24 protein-coding genes and 1 tRNA gene are annotated in these 26,078 nt (G+C 62.8%); 15 read left to right on the top strand and 10 right to left on the bottom strand.

Features of this window, described 5'->3' with window-relative positions:
• Nucleotides 1–46: 46 nt before the first annotated feature.
• The 4 genes from B5F40_RS12240 (at nucleotide 47) to B5F40_RS12225 (ending at nucleotide 3,506) form a co-directional block, all read left to right on the top strand.
• The gene (locus B5F40_RS12240; protein ID WP_087194568.1) at nucleotides 47–1,144 is read left to right on the top strand and encodes a TatD family hydrolase; all 1,098 of its coding nucleotides are present in this window, start codon (nucleotides 47–49) and stop codon (nucleotides 1,142–1,144) included.
• Between the two features lie 5 nt (nucleotides 1,145–1,149).
• Nucleotides 1,150–1,779: a flavodoxin family protein gene (locus B5F40_RS12235; RefSeq protein ID WP_087194591.1), complete on the top strand. Its 630-nt coding sequence runs from the start codon at nucleotides 1,150–1,152 to the stop codon at nucleotides 1,777–1,779.
• Nucleotides 1,779–2,672 (top strand): 16S rRNA (adenine(1518)-N(6)/adenine(1519)-N(6))-dimethyltransferase RsmA, encoded by an 894-nt coding sequence (rsmA, locus tag B5F40_RS12230; protein ID WP_087194567.1) that lies wholly within the window; start codon nucleotides 1,779–1,781, stop codon nucleotides 2,670–2,672. The genes B5F40_RS12235 and rsmA overlap by 1 nt, the downstream gene beginning before the upstream one ends.
• Before the next feature lie 489 nt (nucleotides 2,673–3,161).
• Nucleotides 3,162–3,506: a Veg family protein gene (locus tag B5F40_RS12225; protein WP_087194566.1), complete on the top strand. Its 345-nt coding sequence runs from the start codon at nucleotides 3,162–3,164 to the stop codon at nucleotides 3,504–3,506.
• Between the two features lie 541 nt (nucleotides 3,507–4,047).
• Here B5F40_RS12225 and B5F40_RS12220 read toward each other — a convergent pair.
• The 5 genes from B5F40_RS12220 to B5F40_RS12200 form a co-directional block, all read right to left on the bottom strand.
• Nucleotides 4,048–5,451, bottom strand: a complete 1,404-nt coding sequence (locus tag B5F40_RS12220; protein ID WP_087194565.1) for a response regulator transcription factor — start codon at nucleotides 5,449–5,451, stop codon at nucleotides 4,048–4,050.
• 236 nt (nucleotides 5,452–5,687) lie between these two features.
• Nucleotides 5,688–7,319, bottom strand: coding sequence for an FAD-binding protein (locus B5F40_RS12215; protein ID WP_087194564.1), 1,632 nt, complete (start codon nucleotides 7,317–7,319; stop codon nucleotides 5,688–5,690).
• 398 nt (nucleotides 7,320–7,717) lie between these two features.
• A complete protein-coding gene (locus tag B5F40_RS12210; protein ID WP_087194563.1) occupies nucleotides 7,718–8,728 on the bottom strand; it encodes an FAD:protein FMN transferase in 1,011 nt (336 codons plus the stop codon).
• A 213-nt stretch (nucleotides 8,729–8,941) separates the two neighbouring features.
• Nucleotides 8,942–9,124: a hypothetical protein gene (locus B5F40_RS12205; protein ID WP_087194562.1), complete on the bottom strand. Its 183-nt coding sequence runs from the start codon at nucleotides 9,122–9,124 to the stop codon at nucleotides 8,942–8,944.
• Nucleotides 9,125–9,185: 61 nt separating this feature from the next.
• On the bottom strand, nucleotides 9,186–10,100 hold the full coding sequence (locus B5F40_RS12200) for a LysR substrate-binding domain-containing protein (RefSeq protein ID WP_087194561.1): 915 nt from the start codon (nucleotides 10,098–10,100) through the stop codon (nucleotides 9,186–9,188).
• A 232-nt stretch (nucleotides 10,101–10,332) separates the two neighbouring features.
• Between B5F40_RS12200 and B5F40_RS12195 the strand changes: the two genes are divergently transcribed.
• The 4 genes from B5F40_RS12195 (at nucleotide 10,333) to B5F40_RS12180 (ending at nucleotide 12,902) form a co-directional block, all read left to right on the top strand.
• A complete protein-coding gene (locus B5F40_RS12195) occupies nucleotides 10,333–11,625 on the top strand; it encodes a radical SAM/SPASM domain-containing protein (protein ID WP_239443040.1) in 1,293 nt (430 codons plus the stop codon).
• A gap of 189 nt (nucleotides 11,626–11,814) precedes the next feature.
• Nucleotides 11,815–12,360 carry a DUF2975 domain-containing protein gene (locus tag B5F40_RS12190; RefSeq protein ID WP_087194560.1) on the top strand — a complete coding sequence of 182 codons (546 nt, stop codon included), beginning with the start codon at nucleotides 11,815–11,817 and terminating at the stop codon, nucleotides 12,358–12,360.
• 9 nt (nucleotides 12,361–12,369) lie between these two features.
• Nucleotides 12,370–12,615, top strand: coding sequence for a helix-turn-helix domain-containing protein (locus tag B5F40_RS12185; protein WP_087194559.1), 246 nt, complete (start codon nucleotides 12,370–12,372; stop codon nucleotides 12,613–12,615).
• Nucleotides 12,616–12,826: 211 nt separating this feature from the next.
• Nucleotides 12,827–12,902: transfer RNA gene (locus tag B5F40_RS12180), tRNA-Ala, on the top strand.
• Nucleotides 12,903–12,982: 80 nt separating this feature from the next.
• On the opposite strand, the gene B5F40_RS12175 is transcribed toward B5F40_RS12180, so the two are convergent.
• The 4 genes from B5F40_RS12175 to B5F40_RS16420 form a co-directional block, all read right to left on the bottom strand.
• Nucleotides 12,983–14,599: a recombinase family protein gene (locus B5F40_RS12175; protein WP_087194558.1), complete on the bottom strand. Its 1,617-nt coding sequence runs from the start codon at nucleotides 14,597–14,599 to the stop codon at nucleotides 12,983–12,985.
• Nucleotides 14,600–14,878: 279 nt separating this feature from the next.
• Complete coding sequence (locus B5F40_RS12170) at nucleotides 14,879–15,391, bottom strand: type II toxin-antitoxin system PemK/MazF family toxin (protein WP_087194557.1); 513 nt, start codon at nucleotides 15,389–15,391, stop codon at nucleotides 14,879–14,881.
• 237 nt (nucleotides 15,392–15,628) lie between these two features.
• Complete coding sequence (locus B5F40_RS12165; RefSeq protein ID WP_087194556.1) at nucleotides 15,629–16,081, bottom strand: RNA polymerase sigma factor; 453 nt, start codon at nucleotides 16,079–16,081, stop codon at nucleotides 15,629–15,631.
• A gap of 127 nt (nucleotides 16,082–16,208) precedes the next feature.
• Nucleotides 16,209–16,358, bottom strand: coding sequence for a hypothetical protein (locus tag B5F40_RS16420; RefSeq protein ID WP_166521700.1), 150 nt, complete (start codon nucleotides 16,356–16,358; stop codon nucleotides 16,209–16,211).
• Nucleotides 16,359–16,516: 158 nt separating this feature from the next.
• On the opposite strand from B5F40_RS16420, the gene B5F40_RS12160 reads away from it, so the two are divergent.
• From B5F40_RS12160 to B5F40_RS12145, 4 genes are read left to right on the top strand one after another with little or no spacing between them, the layout of a single operon-like run.
• A complete protein-coding gene (locus B5F40_RS12160) occupies nucleotides 16,517–18,091 on the top strand; it encodes an ABC transporter substrate-binding protein (RefSeq protein ID WP_087194555.1) in 1,575 nt (524 codons plus the stop codon).
• A gap of 2 nt (nucleotides 18,092–18,093) precedes the next feature.
• The gene (locus B5F40_RS12155; RefSeq protein ID WP_087194554.1) at nucleotides 18,094–19,059 is read left to right on the top strand and encodes an ABC transporter permease; all 966 of its coding nucleotides are present in this window, start codon (nucleotides 18,094–18,096) and stop codon (nucleotides 19,057–19,059) included.
• Nucleotides 19,052–19,846, top strand: coding sequence for an ABC transporter permease (locus B5F40_RS12150; protein ID WP_087194553.1), 795 nt, complete (start codon nucleotides 19,052–19,054; stop codon nucleotides 19,844–19,846). Before B5F40_RS12155 ends, B5F40_RS12150 begins: the two co-directional genes overlap by 8 nt.
• The gene (locus tag B5F40_RS12145) at nucleotides 19,846–21,363 is read left to right on the top strand and encodes an ABC transporter ATP-binding protein (RefSeq protein ID WP_087194552.1); all 1,518 of its coding nucleotides are present in this window, start codon (nucleotides 19,846–19,848) and stop codon (nucleotides 21,361–21,363) included. Before B5F40_RS12150 ends, B5F40_RS12145 begins: the two co-directional genes overlap by 1 nt.
• Here B5F40_RS12145 and B5F40_RS12140 read toward each other — a convergent pair.
• Nucleotides 21,338–21,913: a TetR/AcrR family transcriptional regulator C-terminal domain-containing protein gene (locus B5F40_RS12140; RefSeq protein WP_238386146.1), complete on the bottom strand. Its 576-nt coding sequence runs from the start codon at nucleotides 21,911–21,913 to the stop codon at nucleotides 21,338–21,340. The genes B5F40_RS12145 and B5F40_RS12140 overlap by 26 nt on opposite strands.
• A gap of 249 nt (nucleotides 21,914–22,162) precedes the next feature.
• Here B5F40_RS12140 and B5F40_RS12135 point away from each other — a divergent pair, with 249 nt between their 5' ends.
• From B5F40_RS12135 to B5F40_RS12125, 3 genes are all read left to right on the top strand, one after another.
• Nucleotides 22,163–23,962 (top strand): ABC transporter ATP-binding protein, encoded by a 1,800-nt coding sequence (locus B5F40_RS12135; protein ID WP_087194550.1) that lies wholly within the window; start codon nucleotides 22,163–22,165, stop codon nucleotides 23,960–23,962.
• Nucleotides 23,963–25,705 carry an ABC transporter ATP-binding protein gene (locus tag B5F40_RS12130; RefSeq protein WP_087194549.1) on the top strand — a complete coding sequence of 581 codons (1,743 nt, stop codon included), beginning with the start codon at nucleotides 23,963–23,965 and terminating at the stop codon, nucleotides 25,703–25,705. It begins immediately after the preceding gene.
• An 8-nt stretch (nucleotides 25,706–25,713) separates the two neighbouring features.
• The coding region (locus B5F40_RS12125) for a metal-dependent transcriptional regulator (protein WP_140396499.1) at nucleotides 25,714–26,078 on the top strand (365 nt) is incomplete at its 3' end.

The raw sequence follows: 26,078 nt of genomic DNA, 5'->3' as shown, positions 1-26,078 counted from the left end.
CATCCCTCTCCGACTCCCATCCCTTCGAGCCAGAAAGGACGCGATCATGTCCGATGAACGGCAGGAGTGCCGCGAGCCCGTTTTCCGCGATGCGCTGTTCCGCCAAAAGCGCAAGCACGGGAAGTACCGCGCGGTCGAACCGCCCGCGCTCGAGGCGCCGGTGGCCGACACGCACGCCCATTTGCAATTGCTGCCCGATCCGGCGCTCGCGCTCGCGCGCTGCGCTGTTCACGGGGTGGGTTTCGTCTGCACCATCGTCGACGCGTTCGAAGACGGTGCGACCACGTTCGAGCGGCTGGACGCGTGGCGCGAAGAGGCGGCGGCGCTCGCTGCGACGCTCGAAGGCGCGCCGGAGGGCGCGGGAAGCGTTGCCTTCGGGGCCGCGGGGCATGCGGTGCCGCACGTCCGCATCGCGATAGGCTGCCATCCGCACAATGCGAAGCACTACGACGATGCGCTCGAGGCCCGTCTGCGCGAGCGGCTGGCCGATCCGCGCGTGTGCGCGCTCGGCGAGGTGGGGCTCGACTACCATTACGACTTCTCGCCGCGCGATGCGCAACGCGATGCGTTCCGTCGGCAGATCCGCCTGGCGAAAGAGGCGGGGCTGCCGCTTGTCCTGCACGTGCGCGAGGCGCATGACGATGCGCTCGCCCTCATGCGCGAAGAGGGCTTTCCCGCAGCGGGCGCGCTTCTGCATTGCTTCAACCTCGATTGGGCCACCCTCGAGCCGTGGCTCGCGGAAGGATGCCATGCGGCGTTCGGCGGGCCGCTCACGTTCAAGAACGCCGACGAGGTGCGCGATGCCGCCTCCCGCATGCCGCTCGACCGCCTGCTCACCGAGACGGACGCGCCTTACATGACGCCCGAGCCGATGCGCGGCATGACCTGCGGTCCCGAGCATGTCGTGTTCACGGCGGCCCGCTTGGCGGATGCGCGCGGATGCGCGCCGGGGGGCGAGCGCAGGACACTGCTTTTGCAGCTCATGGAAAACGCGCGCGCCTTGCTCGATCGGCCGTCCACGCCGTGGCAGCGCGCTCGGGCGGCTTCCGCGAGGGCGTCCGGGCTCTTTTCTGGTGAGGCGTCGGCCCGCGCGTCTGCAACCGATGCTGCGTCGTCGGACTCCGCTTTCGGGGAAGGTGCGTGATGCCCATGACGAACCGTCTTGTCATCTGCGGATCGCCTCGCGCCCGTGGCCGCAGCGCAGGTTTGTCGGAGGCGGTGCGCCTCTCGTACGAGCGCGCGTTTCCCGCTGATCGCGTGGACGTCGTGCGGTTGTCCGACGTGCGCATCGCTCCCTGCACGGGTTGCGACGCATGCGCCTCCAACATCGGCCGCGACGAGCTGTACTGCATCATCGCCGACGACATGGCGCGCGTGCGGCGGTTGCTGAACGAGTGCGACGAGCTCGCGCTCGTGTCGCCTGTGTACTTCGCCGGTGCGCCGGCCCAGCTCAAATCGTTCCTCGACCGTCTGCAGCCCTACTTCCACGCCAACTGGCGCGCAAAGCCGAAGCGCCCAGCGCATTTGCATGTGGTGGGCGAGGGCGGCGACCCGCACGGCTTCGGCCCGTTGGTGGGCGAGGTGCGCTCGGCGCTTTCGGTGGCGGGCTTCGCGCTTGCAGACGTGCACGACTGGGTGGGGCGCATTTCTGCTGATGGAGCGCTTCCTGCAGGAGCAGACCCGCTGTCCGGCGGGCGCGTGCACCCCGCCTCGGCGTACACGTGCGCAGGTCCCGACGGCGTGCGTCCCCGCCTTGGCTCGTCGACGAAGGAGGCGTGATGGATCGGCTCTCTCCGTTGGCCAGCCCTTCGGCCACGCGCGCGGTCCTCGAGGCGCACGGCCTTTCCACGAAGTACTCGCTCGGCCAGAACTTCCTCGTCAACGATGCGATCTTGCGCAAGATCGTCGCATTGGCCGAGCTTGCGCCCGAAGACGAGGTGCTGGAGGTCGGCCCCGGCATCGGAACGCTCACCGTCGCGCTGCTGAAGCGCGCGGGCCGCGTCGCGTCCGTCGAGCGCGATGCGGATCTGCCCGCCGTGCTTGCCGAGACGCTGGCCCCATGGGCCGACCGCTTCACGCTCGTGGAGAAGGACGCGCTCGATCTGACCGCCGCCGATCTGCCGTTCTCGCCGACCAAGCTCGTGGCGAACCTGCCTTACGCCGTGGCCGCCACCGTGGTGCTCGACTGCTTCGAACGGTTCCCCGGCATGGAGAGCGCGACGGTGATGGTGCAGAAGGAGGTGGCCGACCGCATGGCCGCCGATCCGGGTTCCAAAAACTACGGGGCGTACACGGTGAAGCTGCGCCTCTACGCCGAGCCGGTCGGGCGCTTCTCCGTCGGCCCCGGCAACTTCTTCCCTCCGCCGCGCGTTGAGAGCGCTGTCGTGCGCCTGGATCGCCGCCCTCTGAGCGACGGCGCGGGCGACCCGCTCGGTGAAGCCGCCCTCAAGGCCGCCTGCGTCATGGCCGATGCTGCGTTCGCCACGCGGCGCAAGACGCTCGCGAACTCCTGCAGAACCTACTTCGCCGGGCGGGGGAGGGAAGGCGCGCGCATCGCCGCCGCGCTTCCGCGGCTGTTCGAGTGCGCGGACGTCGATCCTGCGCGAAGGGGCGAGACGCTCTCCCTCGACGAGTTCGTCCGCCTGGGGGCCGCCTATAGGAGCCTTGCCTGAGCGCCCGTCGGCCGGTCCATGATCGGTAGCAGGGGAGGATGCGCGTCGAAGGAGGATGAATCGTCCCTCGACGTGCCTAAGCCTTTCGCGTCATCTTCGCGCGGATCGCCTTTCCCTTGCCGCATTTCGGCTTCGAGAGGGGGCAGCCCTTCGAGCAGCAGGGGCACGTGGGCGCAGCTTCTGCCTTCCTGTGCTGGCGCTTCTCCTTCCCTTTTCGCTTCTTCACGCGGGCACGGCCTTTGCGATCCCTTTCCTCCTGCCTGCCGTGTTTCCCCGCGGCTTTCGAGCGAGCATCCTTTTTGCGCCCATCCGTCTCCTTCCGCGCGGGGTGTCGTCGCCTCCGGCTCATATGGGGCGGTCGGCATCGTGGCCGATGGGGAATTGATACGATTCCGGAAACGGACTGTGCGGATTCTGTAGAGTATTGACCGAGGTGGTATAATTCCACGCTGTTATTTGTGTACGCAGCATACGCGAGAAAGAGTGAGCATGGATTTAGCGAAGCAGGCAAAAATCGTCGACTCCATCCATGATACGTTACACGACTTCGTCGGTCAACGCCTGAAAGTGCGCGCCAACATGGGACGTTCGAAGATCGTCGAGAACGAGGGCGTGCTCACGCAGGTGCATCCCCAGCTGTTCATTATGGAGGTCGACCGCAAGCGCGGTCGCACGGCGCGCCAGTCCTACCAGTACGTCGATGTGCTCACTGGCATGGTTGAGCTGTCCCAGAACGGCGAGCCGCTGTTTGAGCCTTTCGTCCCCGATGCCGAAGGCATGCTGGCAGACGAAAGCTCGGTCGCTTCCGACGAGGAGGAGAAGGTCCTCTCTTAGCTGCGGCGCGGCTAAGTCCGCCAGAAGAACCCCGTTCTTTTGCGGAGGGCTTGACGGCGGCTGCCCGTTCTGCGCGCGCATTCCGCCGGGCTTTTCGCGCTCGACGCGGGATGCGCCGGCGACCTTTCTGCATCGAGCCGTCTGCCAGGCTCGCCCGCTTTGCCTTTGAACCCGCCCTGAGCTCTGCGAGCGAAGGGGGGCAGCCTCAGGGCGCGCCGAAGACGGGGCGTCCCGGGGTTGTAGTGCGCTTTTCGCATGACGACACGCTCTGGGGGCGTGCGGGCGCATGGCATTCGCGCGAGCGTGCGAGGGCGGGCTTTCTGCCGGGCCCTTTTGCCGCCGCTCTTTGCCACGGCAGCGGCTGCGGCATGCAGCCGAAGCGGGCTTTTGCGGGCGAGATGGGTTTCATTCGCCGAATGCGATGCCGGGATGGCGAACCCTTCGGGATGCCGCCGTTTCCTTCCGCCTTCGACGAGCCTGGTCGCGGGCCTCGCGGTTGCCAAGCCGCTCCGTGGCGGCTCCGATCATGCGCCGTCGCCTCCTACGGCTCTTCGGCCGCTTTCGGTTCTTCGAACAGCGCGAGCAATTCCTTGCGGCTGTGCACGCCCGTTTTCGCGTAGATATGCTGGATATGGGCCTTCAGCGTGCCGTTCGCGATGAACAGTTCGCGTTCGATGGCTTGGTTCGAGGTGCCTCTGGCTAAAAGGCGGAGTATCTCGTCCTCGCGCGGCGACAGACGGCACTGGCGAGCGATTTCGTCGCAGCGCGCCGCCACAAGTTCGGCGCGTCGTCCCTCTTCGGCGAGGTCGTCCGTTCCGAGGAGGCGAATGCCCCACCGCGATGAGAGATCCCTCTCCGAAAGCAGGATGAGCGTTCCCGCCAACACGAGCATGACGACTGCGACCATGAGCACGATTTCCTGCGTCTGGGTTGAGAGCGGCGATGCGGGCAAAAGCGAGGCGCAGTCGCCTCCCCAGATGACGAGCAGGTACGTTGCCTTTTCAGCGCCCATGAGCACAACGATGGCGATCCCCATGCGCTTTGCCAGGTCGTACAGCAGAAGCCCCAGCAAAAGGCCCATGAGCGTGTATCCCATCGAGATGAGGTAGCTCGAGGCGACCTTTCCGACGAGTCCCTCCAGGGGGACGAGCAGAAACCCGCACACCATCAAAAGCAACGGGGAACGGTACAGCGCGCCAAGCGGCAGGCGTCGTGCAAGGAGGAGCACCGCGACGATTGCTCCCGATGCGAGCGCCGTGGACAGGGACGAGTGCATACCCGCGCCGTTCACCGACAGCAGCTGCTGTTCGCGCAGGCCGTAGGCGAACGAGTAGAGTGCGAACAGCGCGATGGGCTTCCAGGGGAACGTGAAGCGCGGCCAAGTGCTGCGCGGCCGTTCGGCCTCCGGTGTCGTTCGGTAGGCGAACGACACGCACGGCACCGCGATGGCGGGCAGTGCGAACAGGGCGAGTGCGAGCCGTGGTTGATCGAGTCCTTGGCAGAGATAGGACAGAGGCACGGCCACGAGCATCGAGGCCGCCTGATACAAAAGGATGCGCATGAGGCTGAGCGGTACGAGCGCCTCGGCGTTCAGAAGGACGATCAGCAGAAAGCCCGCTCCGCCTGCCACCGCGCCCACGAGGGCGAGGGGCGTGGCTAGCTCGGGCGAGCGCGAAGCGGCCAGCATGCAGGCCGACGCGCCTGCGCACAGGGCGAACGCGAGCGGCTTGGCCCATCGGCCTTCCTGCAATGGGACGATCCTTCGGGCTGCGAGCGCGACGCCCACGCCTGCGAGCGCGAATGAGTAATCGAATGGAACGTGCGGGTCGAAGGGGGAAAGCGTCGCGACGGCGGGCTCGGCAAACAGGAGGGTGAGCCACGCGCGAGCGCAGCCATGCGCGAACATGTAGGGGATCATCTGCTCGAGATGGTCGATTCGTTTCACGGGCCCTCCTTCTTCGACCGACAGTATAGCGTCTTCTGCGCGGTTCCCGTTGCGACTTGCGCAGGGCGCGCGTGAAGGCGGGTCGGAGGGACGCTTCGGTCGGTCGAAGCGGCGCTTCGCCGTGACGTGCTGCGCATGGGCGTCACGGCGGCAAGGTGCGGGATGCGTGAAGGGCGCGCGGGGAGGGCGCGCCCTTCACGCGATGGCGCTCGGGGAGGGCGGGGCTTGCCCGGTATTTAGAGTCCGGCCACGTAGCGTCCGGTGGCAAATCCCGTCGTGATGGCGCGGCCGATGGAGAGGCCTTCGATATCCATGGGATAGTTGGCGCCGCCGAAGAAGGGGCCGGAGGCGTTGCCGACGGCGAAAAGGCCCTCGATGGGCGTGCGATTAGCGTCGAGGCACTGGTAGTTGCCGTCGACCTCCAGCCCGTCGAGCATGGCGTCGATGTTGTTCGCTCCGCGTGGCACTGCGTAACACGGGGCCTCGATGGGCGCGAGGTACTCGGGCCGCTTGCCGAAGTCGTCGTCGGCGCCTTTCGCCACCAGCTCGTTGTAGCGTTCGATTGAGGAGACGATGGCATCTACGGTCAGCTCGTGGCTCCATGGCTGCTCGTCGGCGTAGTCGATCATCGCTTGCGCAAGCTCTTCGAGCGTGTCGGCCTTGATCCAGCTTTCGGGGTCGACCGTGCGGTAGGCGTTGTTCGTGGCGATGTCGTAGGGTGCGAGCGCGTCCCATTGCTCGTAGTAGTCCTGCCAGTTTGCGGGCACGATGCTGAAGAACTTCGTTGCGGTGGAGTCTTCGAATGCCGCTTCCGCCAGGTACTTTTTGCTGAATTCGTTGAGGTAGCCCATGCGGCAGCATCCCTCGTCCATGAAGCGTTCGCCGTGGCGGTCGAGAAACAGGAACGGCATCTCGAAGCGCACGGAGGCCGCCTCTCCGTGGACCATTTTCGTGTGGCAGGGGGCGGTCATCTGCGCGCCCGCCCACATGCCGGCGCACAGGCCGCTGCCGTCGCGGAACTCGACGGCCTGATGCAGCCCTTTGGTGTCGGGTGCCCAGAAATCGAGCATCTCTCGGTTGCCCACGTAATCTCCCGTGGCCAAGATGACGCCCTTCGAGGCTTTCGCGAGTATGTATTCGTCGGTGTCGGCGTTTCGGCCGATGGCGCCGGCTACGCGATCGCCTTCCTTGTGCAGCTGCACGCACGGTGTGTTGAAGATGAAGTCGGCTCCTTCTGCGATCAGCGCCTCGCCGATGACCTTGGCCGCTGTTTGGTGCGCGCCGTCCACATGGAAGTACGTGTTCGCATGCAGGAAGAACTCGTAGCCGTTGTAGGTGATGCTGTAGTCGTAGGGCTTCGATTCGACGCCGCCCTCGGCTGCTGCGGCTTCCCACCACGCGAGCGCTTCCTGCGAGTTGCGGGCCCACACTTCAACGAGGTCGGGGTTCGAGCGCCAGTCGCTTTTGTAATTGACGAAGGACAGGCATGCTTTCAGGCCGGCTTCGCTCGTTTTGTCCAGATCGAGCGCCGCGGCCATATTGCCCGCCGTCTGCACGGTGCTGATGTTCTGCATGCACGCCACTTTCGCGCCCGCCTCGAGCGCCGCATGGACGGCCGACAGGCCCGACTCCCCTGCGCCCACGACCACGACATCGTACTCCTTTGTTTCGGCGAACTCCGTGATGGGCTCGGGTGCCTGCAAGAATGCGGGCACACCCTCTAGGCTTCCCGTCTTGTCTGCCGCTTTGGCGGCCTCCTCGGGTGTGGACGGTGCGCAGCTGGCAAGTGCCGTAGCGCCGAGCGCGCCTGCGGCGGCAAGCCCTCCGAGCTTGATCAGATCGCGGCGTGTTACATTCGTTCTTGACATGATGTCCCCTTCCTCGAAACGGTGGTCGCTCTGGCTGCGTCGAAGGTGCCTCGGAGCGCCGTCTGGGCGACGGCCGGCGCATCTTCGGCGGCAACGCGGCCTGCATCATGCGACAGCGGGGGGAGAGCGCGCATCGGCCCGATGCGGGAAACGCGGTTATTTTCGTAACCCGCGGTATAACCCGGGATGCCCGCCTGTCCGAACGATGTCGCACGGCATGGGGCGGGAGCCATGCGGCAAGCGCGTCCGCATGATCGGATCGGTTCTGCGGGGTGGCGCATGCTGGCGGCAGGATGTCTCTGCGTCCGAGCTTCGGGCCGGCTTGCGAAGCGAACGGATTCGGCGCCGCGTTGCGCCGCTAGGACGGGGTGCCGTATGGAAAAAAAAAGGGGGGGGGGTTACGCTTCGTGCACTTTTCCGTCGGCGTCCACGAAAAAGGCGCGCAGGATGGCGGGATGGGAGCGGGCGAACGCGATACCGCGTTCCATGCCGAGCGCCACGAGCGTGGTCGAGTAGCCCTCAGCGTCGATAGAGCGGCGGGCCACCGCGGTGGCCCCGGCGACGTCTGTTCGCACGGGGAACCCGTCATGCGGATCGAGGATGTGGTGGTAGAAGCGTCCGTCGCGTTCGAAACAGCGTTCGTACACGCCGCTCGTCACGGCCGAGGCGTCGCGGATCGCCACTGCGCCTACGATGCCGTCTTTGCGTCGCGGATCCTGAAGCCCGATGCGCCACGGCGAGCCGTCGGGCTTCGAGCCGTGCGCCATCACGTTGCCGCCCAGGTTCACGACGAAAGAGGCCAGGCCGTACGCGCTCATGAGCGCGGAAAGCTGATCGGCGATCCATCCCTTCGCGATGCCGCCCACGTCGACGGCGGCTTCCGGATCGCGGATGCGTGCGAACCAGCAAGGCCCAACGGGCCGTTTTGCCGAAGCGTTCGCATGGCCTTCCTCGTTCCATACCTCCACCATGCGCCAGTTCACGTGCGCAAGCGCCTCGTTGAGGTCCTTGCGATCGGGGATGGTCCCCTCGTGGAAGTTCCACAGCCGCACAGCTGCGCCCATGGTGATGTCGAAGCGGCCCTCGCTGTCGGCGCAGTAGCGCAACGCCTCCCGCAACAGCTTCGCAGTGTCGGGATGCACGGTCACGGCTTCTCCTGCAGCCGAGTTGAGGCGCGCGATGTCGGAGTGCGGGAGTGTGCGCGAGAGCCGCCGTTCGAAGGTGCGGCATGCGGCACGGGCGGCATCGAAGGCGGCAGAGCACTGCGCGGGATCGCCATAGGCTTGCAGCGTGACAACGGTATTGAACGCGTAGAACAGATGCGTCGACATGCCCGCGTCGTCGGGTCCGCGGGTCTCGTGCGAGCTCTCGAGAGGGATGGGGTCGTCGTATGCCGTCTGGTCGTTCATGCTCCTAGTATAAGGCAAGCATCCGCCACTCGCGCGGCGAGCTCGCCGCGCGAGGGAGGAGGGGCATCGCGCCTACCGTGGCCGGTGGGAGGGGCCTTCCTCGCGTCGGGCTCGAGGATCGTTTCTCACAGTCCTCTCTCCTGCATCGGCGAACGGCGCAGAACGCATGCGTTGAGTCGATTTTTGGCGGTTTCTATCCCGGTGTCCGCTCCGCTACCTTCTCGGTCGCGAGATTCGCTTGCGGGCGTGTTCGGACTGCTCGGCGATGACGCGCAGCACTTCCTCGCGCTCGATCCGCACGGTTCCGGTGATGCTCGCATGTTCGAACAGGTTGCTCGCGATCTTCGACAGTTCGGCGAGGCGGGCGTTCAGCTCGTGATCGGGGAAGGTGCCCATACGGTTTCCTTTCTACTCGGTCCGCGGCGCGCGAGATGTCGGGGTAGCGGGGCTTGGGCGGTCATCGGCCCCGCTTGCGCATGCGCGCGGCCAGGTTGATCAGGTAGCTTTCGACAGTAGCCAGTACGCGGTTGTCGCTGTTTTGCGCGTATGCCAGGCACAGCGGAATGGACACGGGGTCCTCGGGGGCGACGGGGAGCACGACGGCTTTAGGGTAAAGTGCGGCGAGGGTGGGGTCGTTCATGGCGAAGAATGCGCCCATCTCGTCTTCGAGGAACGCTCGATGGCTTGCAACGTAAGGCGGCAAGATGACGAAATCCGGATCGACTCCCTTTGCCATCAGGCGTATGGCGATGACGCTGCGGCAGTAACGCAAATCCTCGGGTTCCGCGATCGGTGTGCCATGCAGTTCGTCGAGGGCGACGCTGCTTCGATCGGCGAGAGGATGGTTTTGCGAGACCACGAGGCTGAGGGAAGACGACAGCAAATGCACGCACTCGATTCCGGGCTTCGTCACGCGCCCTGTGACGATGGCCGCATCCACCACGCCCTCTTCGAGGGCGGCAAGGCACACTCCGCTCGGATGGAAGGTTCGTTCGAGCCTGATGTGCGGATGCGCTTCGTCGAAAGGTTTGAAATCGCTCGGGAGCAATGCGTTTCCCCGGCATGGAGAGCAAGCGATGGCGAAAGTGGCCGACCCTTCCTCGGTCTGCGAGGATGCCTGGTTCTTTGCGAGGGATTCGAGTTCGGCCAAGCGCGAGAGTATCTCCGAGGCACGCGCCGAGAGCATCTGCCCGAACGGGGTTGGCTCGATGCTTCGTTTCGTTCGCTCATATAGGCTGACGCGAAGCTCTCGCTCGAGGTCGTTGACTGCTTTCGAGACGGTTTGCGGAGCGACGAAGAGCTCTTTTGCGGCTGACGAGAAACTGCCATGCCGCACGGTTGCTACAAAATACTCCAACTGGTTGATATTCACTGTGGTCAGCTTTCCTGCCGAAAGGGTGCTCGTCGGCTTCTGCCTGCCTGTCGTATTTTATCGCAAAACATTAAATTGAGGTCTTTTTCTTGGCGACTTAAATTAGATTGTTTTCCCAGATGGAGAATGGTAATTGCGAATGTAACCATAAGATTACACTAATGGAGGGGATAATCTTGTTTCCTTGTTTCTTACCTCTTGCGTTCAGGTTGTCCGTTTGAAGGTGTATAGTATGTACTCTGTACGGGAGGGACGCGGTGAGGAGTCTGCGTTGAGGTTCGCCGAAAAGGTGGTGTCGTTCGATTTCGCAGGGATACCCATGGTGGGGTCCCTTGACACAGGTTACGCGATTGGCCTCACTCAGGAAGGGGCTGCTGTTTGCGCGCGCTTGTTTGAGGAAGACGTGCCCGAAGAAGATGTAGCCGCCGTCGATGCGGCTCTGCTCGAGCATCTGGTTCGCGGCGGTTTCTTCAGCGACGAGAAGCCCGCCGACGCCGTGGTGTCCGCCTACCTGCACGTCACGCAGCGTTGCAACTTGAACTGTGTGGGCTGCTACTCGTATGACGACCAGCGCAACTGCCTGCCAGATGCCCCGCTGGAAGCCATCGAGCGTGCCCTCGACGAGCTGGCCGCCGCCGGCCTTGCCACGCTCATCATCTCGGGCGGTGAGCCGTTCCTGCGCGACGACCTGCCCGACATCGTGGCCTACGCCAAGCGCACCTGCGGCATCAAGTCCGTCACCGTGCTCTCGAACGGCACCTGCCTTGCCGATGAGGCTCTGGCCGCGCTCGCGCCGAATGTCGACTGCGTATCCATCTCGTTCGACGGCAGCTCGGCATCAGCCCCCGCCTATATCCGGGAAGAGCAGCGCTTCGACGAGCTGGTGGCCGCGGTCAAGGCCGTTCAGGCCGCCGGCATCCAGGCGCACATCATTCCCACGGTGCACAAGCGCAACATCGACGATTTGGCCGATTACGTCCGCCTGTCGAAAGACCTGGGCGCCACTTTGAACTTCAGCCTGCTCACGTGCGCGCCCGACGACGAGCTGGCCGCCCTGCTGCCCGACGAGGAGGCTCTCCGGAAGCTGGGCGCGAGCATCCTCACGCTGGACGGCGGCAAGCCGCTCGCCCTCATGGATGCCCCCGTGGGCCTGAACCTCACGGTGAAGAGGAACTGCGGCGCCGGCTATCGCGGCGTGAGCATCGCCGCCGACGGCACCGTCTACCCGTGCCATATGCTTCACCGCCCCGAGCTGGCGATGGGCAACGTCTTCGCCGGCACGCTTGCGGAGGCGCTGGAAAGCGAGGTATCCGCACGGTGCCGCGCCCTGGATGCCGCCAACTTCGAGGGCTGCGCCACGTGCCGTTACGAGCGAATCTGCGGGGGAGGCTGCCGAGCCCGCTCGCTGTTCGCATCGGGCAGTCTGGAGTCGCCCGACTCCTACTGCGCGATGACCCTAGAGTTCTACGACCGTTTAGGAGCGGCCATGAAAGCCGCAATAGAGAACAAGAGAGGAGGTGCGTAATATGCTGTTCTACAGTGAGGACGATTCGCGAGGGGTTTGCCCATACATCGGTATTGCAGGTGGGATATGCTTCGCTCCTGGCCTCTAGTCATTTTTTTGGTTCTTCGAAAGCCCCTTTCAAACGAGAGGGGCTTTTTATGCTGATATATAGTTGTCGTAGTTGATAAACGGACTATTTTAGGTGGACGTATGCTTGATGTTGAGCTTGAGGAAGCTAATAACTCTCTTCAAAAAACTAGGAAAATTTGCAACTGCATAAGCGTGGGTTTAAAAGTGGTCTTCGGGTTAATATGTATTTATTGGATACTTGTTGTAGGTGCGATGCTTTTGTCGATGTTTAATCCCGGTCTTGTTATTGCCCAGGATGGCAGAATTAGTTTCTTCAGCATTCTGCTTTATCTTGCTTACGGCTTTATCATCGCGTCACTTTTTGTCGTATTCATAAGTATTTTTTCCAATACGGCGAAAGGAGAGACTCCTTTCGCCATGTCGCAAGTAAAGCGTTTGAGGATAATAGCAGCTTTGCTTCTACTTTATGCGATTCTAGACATGGTTGCGACCAACGCCGTGGCGGTTATGCAAATTGACATAATCAATTCAGGCTATATTTCTACAAACAGTGCAATAGTAACTGTTAACTTCACGCCTTTCATAGCTGCAGCTGTAGTTTACGCTTTCTCTTTCGTATTCAAATATGGCGTCCTTCTGCAAGAATTTTCGGACGAAACCCTTTAGGCGTCGGCGATGTCCATCATTCTCCATCTGGACCGCGTCATGGCCGACCGCAACATGTCGCTCAATGATCTCGCTGATAAAGTTGGCATCACCAACGTGAACATGTCGCGCATAAAGACAGGCAAGATCAAGGCCATCCGCTTCTCAACGCTCAATGCAATCTGCAAAGTTCTCGAATGCGAGCCGGGCGACATTTTGAAGTACATCGACGATGATGACGACTTCGATCCTGCGGAAGGGGGCAGAGGTGTCTAGCATCTGCCAGCAACCCGCACGTTCTATGAACATTTCGAATCCCCATTTGACAAACGCTTCCATTACCGGCAAAATAGTTCCCCGCGCGAGAGCGCACATAACCCGTGGGGATGTAGCTCAGCTGGGAGTGCTAATAGTAGTTATACGATAAGCACTTTCCATCCCAAGCAGGGAAATGTACAATTGCTGAGCGCGTTTGACATTTGAATATGGGGCATTAGCTCAGCTGGGAGAGCGCGGCGTTCGCAATGCCGAGGTCAGGGGTTCGATCCCCCTATGCTCCACCAAACTCAATACGGTCGTCGGCGATAACTGACGACCGTTTTTTATTTTCGGAATCAAGAATGATCAATGTGCCTGTCGGCAATCATGCGGTCAGTACCATTGTCGTTTTCTCACCTCCTGCTCTTGCTTCGTCCATGCATTCTACGTATTGCTCCAACGTGACGTTGAGCCTTAGTTCAATCTGGTATCCAGATGAGACATATACGCCATCGACCAGTTGGCTGATAACCATTCTTTGGGCATCGAGATCGCAGCCGTCGAATAGCTCAGAGAGGCTTACCAAACGACTATGCTGCCTTTCGAGCGTGCGGATTATCGTCTCCGTATCTGCAAGCTCGTTTTCGAGGTTGTTGACCAACCGCCTTGCTTCGTCTAGTTCGACTTGGGCGGCTTGTATGGCATCCCCAAGGAGATCGGGGTCGAATTTGCTTTCCCCCATAAGAGCGGGGGCAAGCTCGGCCTTCAAGGCTTTGATTCCCCGTTCGCTTTTTGCCTCGATGCGCCGTGCTTCGTTGAGTCGCTTTTCCAGATCGTCCACCGCCAATCCGTAGCGCCTCTCCACGACGGTCTGCATGGGAATCTTTTTAAGCCCATCGAGCAGCTTTCGTATGCTTTCCCTTACGGCTTCGTCGATTCGTTCTGCGGAGTAGCCAGTCTGTCCGCAGCATTCTCCCTTGTGACGAACTCGGTTGTAGCACAGGTATCGCCACCAGCGCCGATAGACTTCCTCTCCGTTGGCTCTTTGGTATCTTGTTCCCGCCGTCGAGGTGACAAGCCGTCCTCCGCAGTGACCACAGAAGATGTTTCCAACCAAGAGGCAGTTTTTCGCGAGGCGCCTCGGAACACGCCTCAGCTCTTCTCTGTTTCGCGATCGTTGCTCCATCAGCTCTTGCGAGAGGCGGAACGTTTCATCGTCGATGATTTTCAGGTGCTCGAAAGGCTCGGAAAGTGTTTCCCCAAAACGAAGAACGCCTTTATAAATTGGATTCGTTAGGATGTTGCGTATCGAGGGCGCGACGAAGTTCCTTCCTGCACGGTTGAGAACGCCGTCCTCCGTAAGGCGTCGAGAGAGGGTTTGAGGGCCCATTCCGTAGGCGGTGTGAAGATGGAAAATCCTACGGACGACCGTGGACTCGTACTCGTCGATCTCGAGATCAAATACCTCGTGCCCGCGTTTGTTGACGCGACCCTTGTGAACGAGGCGATAGCCATAAGGCGCTGTCCCCCCTTTGAAATGTCCCTCCTTTACAAGCTGTTCCATCCGGGTTCTTGTTCTGATGGAGGTCTTGATGCTCTCGCCCGATGCCTGCCAAAACCGAATGTAGTTGAGCAGCTTATCGACATGGGTGTCAAACCTCTGCTGGCCTTCTTTTACGCTCCACACTTCGACCCCTTGACGGACAAACCACTCCACGACGAAGGGGGTCTCGTCCTCTTTTCTACCGATGCGGTCGAACATGAAAACAAGCAGCACGTCGAACTTTTTTTCGACGGCAGCTTTCTGAAGATCTTGAATGGCATCACGGTCTTTTGCCGCAATTTTGAAGCCTGACACTCCTTTTTCGGAAAACTCCTTTTCGATATGCCAGTCCGACTGTTCGGCCACGAATTCGTGGCACGCCTGCTTTTGCATCGGGATGTCATCTTTCTCGACTTGTCCTTTCGTGGACACCCGATACAGGCAGTATACGCGTTTCATGCAAAAGCCATCCTTTCAGGACAGCGTTACGCCACTTTGCTGTTTTCAAGTTTCGCCGGATAAGGAATCCCTATCCGGCGGCTGATCGTAAATCACGTGCTTCCTTCTCGCAATTGTGCGATTTCGGCTGTCGGGCCTGCGATGGCTGAGCAATCGCGTCGAGAAGAAATGCCGTGACTTGAGGGATGCACGTTTCGCTCTTTCGCTTCTCTCGAAAATGCACATGTACCGTACATCCGTGTGCCTCCGCATCAAACGATTTCAAGCCGCGATCCTCCGTCACCTCTTTACCACCTTGTAGTCGTAGCCCGTTCTTGTATTGCAGATGGTGCAGGGTTCGCGCTCTTCCTGCCGGAAGTCGGAACGGTACACCAGGTAGTCGCCGGAATCGCAGAACGCTTGATGGCACTTTCGGCAAAGCGTCAGCAGCATGAAGCCGTCCCCGGCCCCTTTGATTCCGAGGCTCACTGCAAGCGCAGAGTCCACCTTTTCCATCTGGCTTTGCCCCATATGGCCGATATACGCCCTCAGGCGCGCCTTGTCGATGGTCTTCAATTGTTCGAGGAGCACGACGGACTCCTCCCTCAGCCCGGCGACTGCGGGAACGGGGACATGCGTCGGCAGCGCGCGCTTCGGCTTGCTGGTTATCGCGGCGACTATAACGGTTCTGCTGCGTTTATTGCCGGCGTCGTTCTGGACGATGAGGACGGGGCGCGTGCCTCCCTGCTCGCATCCGATCACGGGGTCGAGAAACGCGAGGAACACATCGCCCCTGCGAGGATGTTCGCTCATAGGGCACCTCCTGGGTCGGTTATGTAAGCGGCTGCGGGCCGGGTTCGTCCGACCCGCAGCCGTGAAACGCCGCCTTCGCGGCTCCCGCCCGCCCGCGAGGACCCTCATCGCGTGGCGCGCTCTTGCCCTTTCCAGGGCGGGCGGGTATGGAGATGTCAAGGTTCGCGAAGGGCGTGCCGCCCTCATAAAGACGGACAGGCGGGCGCGCGGCTCGGAACCCCCTCCGGGGAAACAGGGCTAAATGTCGGACGAGAGAATCTCCCTCAGGTTCTCCCGCGCGAGCCCGATGCTGCGGCGCACCGCGCGGTCAGAGCATCCTTCGATCTCGGCTATCCTCGCCGTCGGCATTCCGACCAGGTGCCTCAGCAGGAACCGCCTGCGCTGCACGGCTGGTATCTGTTGGAACGCCCGGAGCAGCGCCTCCGACTCGAGGCGCTCGACGAGGACGCGTTCCGGGTCCTTCTCGGGATTGCTCTCGGAGAAGGCAGCTTCGTCCATTGAGGCCAGACTCAGGGAGTGCCTGGCCTCGCGGCGCTCCGTGCGCCAGAACTCGCGCTGAAGCTCCTCAATCTCCTCGAACACGCGGCGCGGCAGGTCAATCTCGACCCGCTTGCCGTCGGGCGTCCCCACCACGATGCGGTACTCTCCCCGCGCCTCGTCCACATTTCCTCTCTCATAGAACCGTGTCATGTTCGCTCCTTCGGGTTCGGCCCGCAGGAGCGGCGGCCGACCGAAGTGCGAAAAAAGACGGGCAGGGCGCTTGGCTCCTGTCCGTCTGGCGGATCGGCGGGTATTCGGTTTTAATTGGCTGTCTCTTTTACTGCTTCGACGCGTTGGTCACGCGTACGGACCCGTTGCGTCCGAACGAGACAACAGTAAGCTGCCCCTTGCGCACGATTTCGACGCGATGCGACTTCCCGTCGGCACGGCAGACGAGCTTGCCGACGGCGTTCCTTACGTCCTGCATAGAATCACCCCCTCTCTCGGCGAGGGAATAGTGACATGCAAGGCAGCCGAACGTCCCGACTCCGTAAGACTGAATCTTGCCAAAAAAGTTAGATACGGCTATCATATTGCTAGTTATACGATGTATAACAATTTTTTGGATAGAGGAAAGGGGCGACAATGCCAGAAACCAACGGAAGTCAAACAGGTGTCGCGATTTCTCGTCGCGACTGCGTCAAGCTGATGGGAGGTCTTGCGCTGGCGTTCGGTGCGGGCGGCGTGCTGTCGGCATGCTCGGGGCAAACAGCCGAGCAAGGCGGCACAGAGCAAGGAGGCGGTGAGAGGGTTCTGCGCGTCGGCATCGCCGGGGGCTCCACGGACACCATCGACCCCTCGATGGCGAACGGCGCCATGCTTCCCTTTGCCGTGTACCTCAACATCTTTGATTCCCTTGTGCTCATGGAGGGAGAGGAGATGACCTACCAGCTTGCCGACGAGATAACCACCAACGATGACGGAACCGAATGGACCATCGTCATCAAAGAGGGGGTCACGTTCCACAACGGGGACCCGCTCACCGCGGACGACGTCCTCTACAGCCTCCAGTACCTGTCGACCTCTCCCAACGGCATGATGGGGTACATGTACGTCGACTGGGATAGCTCCGTCTCCGACGGCGACCGCACGGTGACGATCAGGCTGACGCAGCCCCAGGCGACGTTCGTCGAGGAGGCCCTCGCCCCGATCTCGACCATTTTCCCGAACGGCACCACCGCCGATCAGTTCGACGTGGAGGACCTGGGGTCTGGCCCTTACAAGCTCGTCTCGTTCGATCCTGACTCCGGCACCGTGATAGAGGCGTTCGAAGGCTACTGGGGCGGTGCGCCCGAGATCGACCGAATCGAGCTCTTCCCGATGATGGAGTCCTCGTCGCGCGTCACCGCGCTCACCGGCGGGCAGATCGACTTCGCCCACCAGATCTCTTCGACCGACGTGGCGACCATCGAAGGGGCCGAGGGCCTCGCCGTGATGTCCGGCGGCGTGGCTCATTCGTCGGTGTACAAGTTCTGTCTGAACGCGACCAAAGCCCCCTTCGACGACGAGGAGGTTCGCACCGCGTTCAAGGCGATCGTCGACCGCGAGGCGATGGTCGAGACGATATTCCGGGGCGAGGGCGAAGTCGGCAACGATGTCATCGGCAAGGGCCTTCCCGGGTACAACGACGCCATCGAGCAGCGCTCTCTCGACTTCGAATCGGCGGCGCAGGTGTTCCGCGACAAGGACATCACCTCCCTCGACGTCCTCACATCCGAGCTCGTTCCAGGCATCAAGGACTCCGTCGACATGCTCGCCCAGCAGATGGAGAAAGCAGGCGTCGCGCTCAACGTCACGGAGGTCGATCCCGCAAACATCTTCACCGACATGCAGCCGATCTACGACACGCAGGTTTTCGCGACCTACCTCATCAACCGCCCGTACGCCGCCCGCGCCTACATGGACACGGGAGCCACGAGCCCCTACAACTTCAGCCAGTGGGCCGACGAGGAGTACAACGCCCTGCTCACGCAGGCGTCCCAGACAGGTGGCGAAGCTGAGCGCACGGAGATCTACGACCAGGCACAGCAGATTCTATGGGAGCGGGGCTCCGAGGTCATGTGGGGCTACGCCTACGAGCTCTCGGCGCATATCGAAGGCGTCTCCGGGGTTGGGATCACCCAATCCGTCCCCTTGTTCGCAAAAGCCTCGATGGCGTAGGGATGCCGAGGCCAAGAGGAAGAATCGCCGCCCGTGCCGCGCGGGCGGCGATGGTGATCCTGAAATTCGCGGTGTATCTTCTGGCCGCGTGCTTCCTGGTGTTTTGCGCCCTCGACCTGCTTCCGGGAAACGCCGCGACACAGCAGCTGGGGTTCACGGGCACGACCGAGCAGATACAGGCTCTCATGCACGAGTGGGGGCTCGATCTTCCCCTCATCGAACGGTTCGCCTCATGGCTTACCGGAGCGGCTTCGGGGGACCTCGGCGAGGTGTTCGCCACGGGCCGCCCCGTGGCGGATGCCCTCATCGGCCCGCTTTCGAGAACGGCCGCGATGTTCTGCCTCGCGTTCCTGGCGGTCGCGATCGCGGGAACCGGCTTGGGCGTGTTGGCGGGACTGCGCTCCGGAAGGGCGTCTGATCGCGCGGTGAGCACTGGGGCCCTGATCGTGCGGTCAATGCCCGAGTTTGTAGTGGCGCTTGTCTTGGTGCTTGTATTCGCCACGTGCCTGAAGGTTCTCCCGGCCGTGTCCCTCGCCCCCGTCGGAGCCAGCGCGTTCTCCGCTCCCGAAATCTTCGTGCTGCCGACGGCATCGATAGCGCTCGTCGGCATGAGCTCCGTGATCAGGCCCGTGCGGGCGGTTGTCGCCAGGGAGAACGCCGAGCCGTATATCGAGGCGGCGCGCCTCGCAGGCGTTCCCGAGCGAAGGGTGGTGCTCAGGCATCTTCTGCCGTCGTGCGCGGCGCCCATAGCCCAAGCGCTCGCCTCGGTGGTCCCGTACCTGATCGGGGGCGCCGTGATCGTGGAGTGCGTGTTCAACTTTCCCGGAATCGGGACGCTTATGGTGAGCGCCGTCCAGAACAGGGAGCCCAACGTCCTCATGGCGTGCACGCTCGTCATGGTTTCCGTTTCGCTTGTCGCGTACTGGCTGGCGGACGCGTTGCTGAAGGAGGGTGAAAACGATGCCTAGAGGAAGAGGGAGGGCGGGAACCGTCCTCCTGGCAGCGCTGTTTGCGGGCTCGGTTCTGTTCGCACTGGTCGGCTGTCTAATCCCGGCAGACGGGTCGTCCACGTTCGGGGCGAGCTTCTCTCCGCCAGGGACAGGCCACCCTCTCGGTACCGACAGCCTCGGCAGGGACGTCTTCGCGCGCCTCCTGCACGGAGGGGCGCAGCTTCTCGGGGTCTCGGTCCTGTCGACCATCGCGTCCACCGTCGTCGGCGTCGCATGGGGCATAGCGCTCGCCGGAAAGGGTATTCCGAAGACGGCCCTTTCCGCAGTGGCCGACCTGTTCGTGGTGATGCCGTCCGTGCTCGTCATGATGGTCCTGGTCTTCGGGTTGGGGTCCGGGGTCGCCACGATGGTGCTCGTCACGATTGCCGTCTCGGCCCCTTTCACGGCGCGCTACACCCGTTCGGTGGTGGGACCTGTTTTGAGGTCGGGGTTCGTCGAGTCCTCCCGGCTGTCGGGCGACCCGCTCTGGAAGACCGTTATGTTCGACGTGCTGCCGTGCGTGGCGCTGCCCATCGCGACCGATGCGGGCCTTCGCTTCATCAGCGCGGTCTATCTCGTGTCGAGCGCCGCGTTCATGGGGTTCGATCCGCTCGGCAGCGCATCCGACTGGGGGACGATGATCCAGTCCGGCCTCGACGGACTCTCGCTGAACCCGTGGGCGGCAATCGCGCCGTGCATTGCTTTGGCTTGCATAACCGTGTCAGGAAATCTGCTCATCGACAGGATTGGAAAGGGGCGTTCGTGATGCTCGGGCAACAGGAGGGCGAGCCCATCGCTCAGGTGCGGGATCTGACCGTCTGCACCCGCGCGGGGTCGACGGTTCTGCAAGCGGTTTCCCTGTCTCTGGAAAAGGGAGAGGCGTTCGCCATCGTGGGAGAGTCCGGATCGGGGAAGACGACCCTTGCGCTTGCGCTTTTGGGGCACGTCAGGAACGGACTGGTGAAAAAGGGCGGCTCGGTGTCGGTGTGCGGGAGGGATCCGTTCTCCCTCTCCGAAAGGGAGCTGCGCGAATACAGAAGCTCCAAAGTGTCATGGCTCTCCCAGGACCCGGCCCTCTCCCTGACCCCGCATATGACCGTCAGGGAGCTGCTCGGAGAAGCGTTCGACGGAGACGACGAACGCAAGATGTCCCTTCTTGCCGAGGTCGGCCTTGAAGGCGTCGGAGGGGTGCTTGAAAGGAGGCCTTCGGCCCTGTCGGGAGGGCAACGCCGCCGCGTGGCGATAGCGAGGGCCATGGCGTCGGATCCCGAGCTCGTCATCCTCGACGAGCCGACTGCCGGACTCGACGCCGAGGCGATCGACGACGTGGTGCGGGTCGTGCGGGACGGAGCCGCCTTTTCGGGAGCCAGCATTCTCGTCATCACCCACGACATCGCGTTCGCTAGCAGGATCGCGAGGTCCGTGCATATCATGCAGGCTGGGTCGGTGGTCGAAAGCGGAGCGATGGGCGACGTCCTTTCCTCCCCGAAATCGGAATGCGCCAAAAGGCTCGTCGGGGCGCTTGCCCTCGGAGCGATGGCCCCGCAGACCGAGAAGGACGCCGAGGCCGCGCTGTCGCTGAGGGGACTCACCGTCGAGACCCCGGACGGAAAGACCGCCGTCAGGGACCTCGATTTCGACCTCCCCGTAGGCGGCAGCGTTGCGGTCGTGGGCCCGTCCGGTTCGGGAAAGTCGACCCTCGTGAAAGCCATCAGCGGAACCGCCCCGGCGAAAGCCGGGTCGATCTCCTTGCGCGCCGGAGGCGTTCTGGCGCCTCTCGACCGCAGGTTCGAGAGGCGCTCCGTGGAAGAGCTCCTCTCCGTTCAAGTGGTGCCGCAAGACCCCTCGACGAGCATGAATCCCGCGCTGACCGTCGGATTCCAGCTCTCGCGGGCAATCTCCCGTCGCCATCCCGAGTGGAAAAGGGAGCGGAGGAGGGAGCGGTGCGCCGAACTGCTCGAATCGGTCGGCCTTTCCTCCGACCTCGCGAAAAGGAAAACCCCCTCGCTGTCTGGCGGGCAGGTGCAGCGGATCGCCATAGCGCGCGCCCTCGCCCAAGAGCCGTCGGTTCTCATATGCGACGAATCGACCTCGGCCTTGGACGTCGCGACGCAGAAGGAGGTCCTTCGCCTGCTCGCGACAATCAGGGAGTCGAAGGGGGTCGCTCTCGTCGTCGTCACGCATTCGGCGGACGTGGCATCGTCGCTGTGCGACAGCGTGATCCCCGTCGGGCAGGGGCAGGCTGCGACCCGGGCGGTCAGCCCCGCATGTTTGAAAGCCTGACCTCGAGGCCGTCGAGGACGGTTCTGAGGAAGAAATCGAACGAATCGTCGTAGTACCGCCGCAACGAGCTTTCCGAAGTTGTTGCATGGGCGACCGATTTGCTCAGGTCGCCCATCCCTCCCGGGACGCCGGCGCAAGCGGCATACTCGGACGCCGCGCTCTTTCTCAGACTGGGAAGGGCGTCGCGGTCGTCTTCCTGGGCCACGAACTGGCACGTCTGCTCGAGGAGCAGGCTGAAAGCGGGAACCGAAAGCTCTCCGAAGCCGGCCTCCCGAAGAAGCGAGATGCCCGTCTCGGCGATTGCCCTTGCCGCATGGCCGCCCGGACCCACCAGCGCGAACCTCTTGGCGACGCCCGGGTATCTCCTCATCACGTCCCTCAGGCCACGAAGCAGGTCGTCGAACCATGCCCGCCAACCAGAGGCAGCAGAGGGGATCGCGACCTCGGACAGGACGCGCTCGATGACGAGGGAGGTCACCGCGTCGCGATCGCCGACATGATAGTAGATGACGCGCACGTACGCGTCGAGCTCGGCTGCCAGGTCGCGCATGCTCCAGCCTTCGAGCCCTTTCTCCTTCGTAAGGGAGATGGCCGCGTCGCAGATCGCTTCCGGCGTGATTGCGGGAAGCCCCTCTTTTCTGCGGCGCGCTTTGTTGCTTTGTGAACTCTGTGACTGCATGCCCCCACTATAGCAGCCCGAAGCTTCTCCAAGAAAGTTCACTTGCACCAACATATTATCGATTGATTTGTTATACACTGTTTAACAAACAATTCGGACAACGGAGGAAAGGCGGTATCGATGTCAAGAAGACAGCGCGGCCCCGTCGCGCGAATGCTCGATTACGCGGGAAGAAGAAAAGCCCTTGCCGTCGCAGGGTGCCTGCTCTCGGCTCTGAACGCGGTCCTTGCGATCGCGCCGCTCGTGTGCATTTGGTTCGTCCTACGCGATCTCGTCTCGGTCGCGCCCGACTGGGGCGCCGCTTCCGGGGTGGCGAAGTGGGGCTGGCTCGCCTTCGCCTTCGCGGCGGCGGGCGTGGTCGTCTACTTCTGCGCGCTGGTGTGCACGCATCTTGCTGCGTTCAGGGCGGCGGCGAACATGAGGAGGAGGTCCTTGGACCATCTCGCAAAGGTCCCCCTCGGATACTACGACACGCACGCGTCGGGCGAGATCAGCAGGGTGATCGACGGCTGCGCAGCCCAGACCGAGGGCGTCCTCGCCCACACTCTCCCCGATTTCGTCGGCTCATTGGTCTCGCCGATAGCACTGCTGGCGGTCATGTTCGCGGTCGACTGGGCCTTGGGAGCCGTCTGCCTGATCCCCGTGGCGATCTCGTTTATCTGCATGTGGCTCCTCATGGGCGGCGGACGCGGAGGGGAATCCGACTACATGCAGTTCATGATGAAATACCAGGATGCCCTGACCAAGATGAACAAGGCCGCCACCGAGTACGTGCGCGGCATTCCCGTCGTGAAGATGTTCCAGCAGACGGTCAATTCGTTCAGGGCGTTCAAGCAGGCGATCGACGGCTACACGGAGTTCGCATCGAAATACGTCCTTCTCTGCGAGAAGCCTCGTCTTGCCCAGCTCGTCGCCATCAACGCGACCTTCGCCGTGCTGGTTCCCGCCGGAATTCTGCTGGCGTCCTCTGCGGGCGATTTCCCGATGTTCCTGACGGACTTCCTGTTCTTCGTGATCTTCTCGGCGCTGACCACCTCGATGATGAACAAGGTCATGTACGCGTCCGAGGCGGTCACCATGGGCTCGGACGCCATCAGGCGGATAGAGGAGCTCCTCTCCGTGCCCGAAGTGCGCTCGGCGGGCGACGGGCGCCCCGAGCGCTTCGACGTCGAGCTGCGCGACGTGTCGTTCTCGTACCCCAACAGCGACAGGAGGGCGGTCGACCGCGTGACGCTTTCGGTTCCCGAGGGGTCGACGGTCGCACTCGTCGGGCCGTCGGGGGGAGGCAAGACGACGATCGCCAGCCTGGTGCCGCGCTTCTGGGACGCCGACGAAGGCAGCGTGGCAATCGGCGGGATCGACGTGAGGGACATGAAGCAATCGACGGTCATGGACCTGGTGGCCTTCGTGTTCCAGAACGAGCACCTGTTCAAGGAAAGCCTCCTCGACAACGTGAGGGCCTCCCGCCCGAATGCGACCCGAGCAGAGGTGGAGGAGGCGGTCAGGGCCGCCCGCTGCGAGGACATCGTCGCGAAGATGCCCAACGGCCTTGCGACCGTGGTCGGCGCGGACGGCGTGTACCTTTCGGGCGGAGAGCGGCAGAGGATAGCCCTCGCGCGCGCCATCCTCAAGGACGCCCCCATCGTGGTTCTCGACGAGGCGACCGCCTTCGCCGACCCGGAGAACGAGTCTCTCATCCAGGAAGCGCTCTCCAAGCTCACTTGCGGGAAAACCGTTCTCATGATCGCGCACCGCCTTTCGACCGTTGTCGGGGCGGACGAAATCTGCGTCGTGGACCGAGGCCGTATCGTCGAACGCGGGCGCCACGAAGAGCTGGTGCATGCGGGCGGCGTTTACTCCCGCATGTGGGACGACTACCAGAAATCCACGTCCTGGAAGATCGAAAGGGGCGATGTCTAAATGCTGCAACAGAAGCTTGGTTTGAGCGAGGAAGGCGCGCGCGACTTCCGCAGGGGCGTCTTCTTCTGCGCCCTCGCCAACCTCGTCCTCATGGCGCCGGTGGGCGTGTTCTACCTCGTGACAGGGGAGTTCGTGACGCATCTCGAAAACCCGGCGGCTCCGCTGCCGTCCGTGGGCCCATACCTGGCCGCCATTGTCGCGGTCCTGGCGGCGATGTATCTGTCCCAATGGGCGGAATACCGCGCGACTTACGGAACCGTGTTCCAGGAGTCCTCGCGCAAGCGAATCGCGCTCGCCGAACGGCTCAGGGAGCTCCCGCTCTCGTTTTTCGGGAGGAAGAACCTCTCCGACCTCACTGCCTCGATCATGAAAGACTGCTCCGACCAGGAGCGCATGTTCCAGCACATCATGCCCCAGCTGTTCGGGACGGGAATCTCGACCGTGCTGGTGGCAGCAGCCCTGCTCGTTTTCGACTGGAGGCTGGCGCTCGCCGCACTTTGGGCAGTGCCCGTGGCGGTGGCCATCGTCCTCGGGTCGGCGAAGAGGCAGCAGGCCGGCTCTAAGAAGGAAACAGCATGCCGCCTTGCACTTGGCGACGGGGTTCAGGAGTTCATCGAGTGCGCGCGGGAGATCCGCTCGTCGAACCGGTCCGCTGCGTTCCTTGAGAAGCTCCACGGCAAAATCGACGATTTCGAGCGATCACAGATCGGCGCGGAGCTCACCACGGGTGCCCTCGTCGCATCGGCTCAGACCGTTATGAGGATGGGCATAGCGACGACCGTCCTCATCGGCTCTGTGCTCATCGCCTCAGGCCAGATCGACTTCATGGTGTTCTTCGCCTTCCTTCTCGTCGTTACGAGGATATACGACCCCATCAATGCCGTGCTCGAGGTGATTGCAGAGCTTCTCGGTGTCCGCCTGTCGCTGGAAAGGATCCGTGCGATCATGGACGAGCCCGCCCAGCAGGGCTCGAAGGACTTCTCCCCGAAGGGCTACGACGTGTCTTTCAAAAACGTGTCGTTCTCCTACGGCGACGAGGAGGCCCCTGTTCTTTCCGACGTCTCCTTTGTGGCTGCGGAGGGTGAAGTCACAGCACTCGTCGGCCCGTCGGGCGGCGGCAAATCAACGTGCGCGAAGCTCGCCGCGAGGCTGTGGGATGCGGACGGCGGCACGATAGAGGTCGGTGGGGTGGACATCTCGACCGTCGACCCAGAGGTGCTTCTTTCCAAATATTCCCAGGTGTTCCAGGACGTGGTCCTGTTCGACGACACGGTGATGGAGAACATCCGCCTCGGCAAGTCGGACGCAAGCGACGAAGAGGTGCTCGCCGCCGCCCGCGCGGCCAACTGCGACGAGTTCGTGAGGCTCATGCCGAACGGCTATGAAACGACGATCGGCGAGAACGGCAGCCTCCTGTCTGGCGGAGAGCGCCAGCGCGTCAGCATCGCCCGCGCGCTTCTCAAGGACGCGCCCATCGTGCTGCTCGACGAGGCAACCGCGTCACTCGACGTGGAGAACGAAACGCAGGTGCAAGAGGCCCTTTCGAGACTTTTGGCCGGAAAGACGGTGCTCGTCATCGCGCACAGGATGAGGACGGTCCTCAACGCCGACAAGGTTGTGGTCCTCAAAGACGGCAAGGTTTTCGAGCAGGGCCGCCCGAAAGACCTCCTGGAAGCTGGAGGGCTCTTCAGGCGCATGGTCGACCTTCAGAACGCAAGCTCCCGCTGGTCCATAGGTTCTTAGGCAACCGCATGAACAGAAACGAATCATCCGAGGACTACCTCGAGGCAATCCTGCGTATCCGTTCCGAGCGCGGGTCGTGCCGCAACGTGGACATCGCCGAGCGGCTGGGCGTCTCGAAGGCGAGCGTGACCAAGGCGCTCGGCAACCTGGCGCGCAGGGGCCTCGCCGAGGTGGTCGGCCGCGACGTGCGGCTGACCGATGAGGGCGGGCGCCTCGCCGAGGCCACCCTCGCCAAGCACCGCTTCTTCGAGCGGCTGCTCGCCGAGTCCGGCGTGGACGCCGAGACCGCCTCGGCGGAGGCCTGCCGCATGGAGCACTGCCTGTCGGAGGAGTCGTTCAGGAAGCTCGCCGACCGCCTTGGCCGCGGGCGGTG

The sequence above is a fragment of the Gordonibacter sp. An230 genome (assembly GCF_002159915.1).
GTDB lineage: Bacteria > Actinomycetota > Coriobacteriia > Coriobacteriales > Eggerthellaceae > Rubneribacter.
Note: the sequence above shows the minus strand (reverse complement) of the source record. Positions and strands in the feature narration are given on the sequence as shown.

Coding starts and splice junctions, on each gene's coding strand:
- B5F40_RS12215 (WP_087194564.1), bottom strand. CDS start 7,319: ATGTCAAGAACGAATGTAACACGCCGCGATCTGATCAAGCTCGGAGGG.
- B5F40_RS12135 (WP_087194550.1), top strand. CDS start 22,163: ATGTCAAGAAGACAGCGCGGCCCCGTCGCGCGAATGCTCGATTACGCG.
- B5F40_RS12205 (WP_087194562.1), bottom strand. CDS start 9,124: ATGGGCACCTTCCCCGATCACGAGCTGAACGCCCGCCTCGCCGAACTG.
- rsmA (WP_087194567.1), top strand. CDS start 1,779: ATGGATCGGCTCTCTCCGTTGGCCAGCCCTTCGGCCACGCGCGCGGTC.
- B5F40_RS16420 (WP_166521700.1), bottom strand. CDS start 16,358: ATGCAGGACGTAAGGAACGCCGTCGGCAAGCTCGTCTGCCGTGCCGAC.
- B5F40_RS12195 (WP_239443040.1), top strand. CDS start 10,333: ATGTACTCTGTACGGGAGGGACGCGGTGAGGAGTCTGCGTTGAGGTTC.
- B5F40_RS12140 (WP_238386146.1), bottom strand. CDS start 21,913: ATGCGCGACCTGGCAGCCGAGCTCGACGCGTACGTGCGCGTCATCTAC.
- B5F40_RS12240 (WP_087194568.1), top strand. CDS start 47: ATGTCCGATGAACGGCAGGAGTGCCGCGAGCCCGTTTTCCGCGATGCG.
- B5F40_RS12210 (WP_087194563.1), bottom strand. CDS start 8,728: ATGAACGACCAGACGGCATACGACGACCCCATCCCTCTCGAGAGCTCG.
- B5F40_RS12175 (WP_087194558.1), bottom strand. CDS start 14,599: ATGAAACGCGTATACTGCCTGTATCGGGTGTCCACGAAAGGACAAGTC.
- B5F40_RS12150 (WP_087194553.1), top strand. CDS start 19,052: ATGCCTAGAGGAAGAGGGAGGGCGGGAACCGTCCTCCTGGCAGCGCTG.
- B5F40_RS12155 (WP_087194554.1), top strand. CDS start 18,094: ATGCCGAGGCCAAGAGGAAGAATCGCCGCCCGTGCCGCGCGGGCGGCG.
- B5F40_RS12225 (WP_087194566.1), top strand. CDS start 3,162: ATGGATTTAGCGAAGCAGGCAAAAATCGTCGACTCCATCCATGATACG.
- B5F40_RS12235 (WP_087194591.1), top strand. CDS start 1,150: ATGACGAACCGTCTTGTCATCTGCGGATCGCCTCGCGCCCGTGGCCGC.
- B5F40_RS12160 (WP_087194555.1), top strand. CDS start 16,517: ATGCCAGAAACCAACGGAAGTCAAACAGGTGTCGCGATTTCTCGTCGC.
- B5F40_RS12165 (WP_087194556.1), bottom strand. CDS start 16,081: ATGACACGGTTCTATGAGAGAGGAAATGTGGACGAGGCGCGGGGAGAG.
- B5F40_RS12170 (WP_087194557.1), bottom strand. CDS start 15,391: ATGAGCGAACATCCTCGCAGGGGCGATGTGTTCCTCGCGTTTCTCGAC.
- B5F40_RS12185 (WP_087194559.1), top strand. CDS start 12,370: ATGTCCATCATTCTCCATCTGGACCGCGTCATGGCCGACCGCAACATG.
- B5F40_RS12130 (WP_087194549.1), top strand. CDS start 23,963: ATGCTGCAACAGAAGCTTGGTTTGAGCGAGGAAGGCGCGCGCGACTTC.
- B5F40_RS12145 (WP_087194552.1), top strand. CDS start 19,846: ATGCTCGGGCAACAGGAGGGCGAGCCCATCGCTCAGGTGCGGGATCTG.
- B5F40_RS12190 (WP_087194560.1), top strand. CDS start 11,815: ATGCTTGATGTTGAGCTTGAGGAAGCTAATAACTCTCTTCAAAAAACT.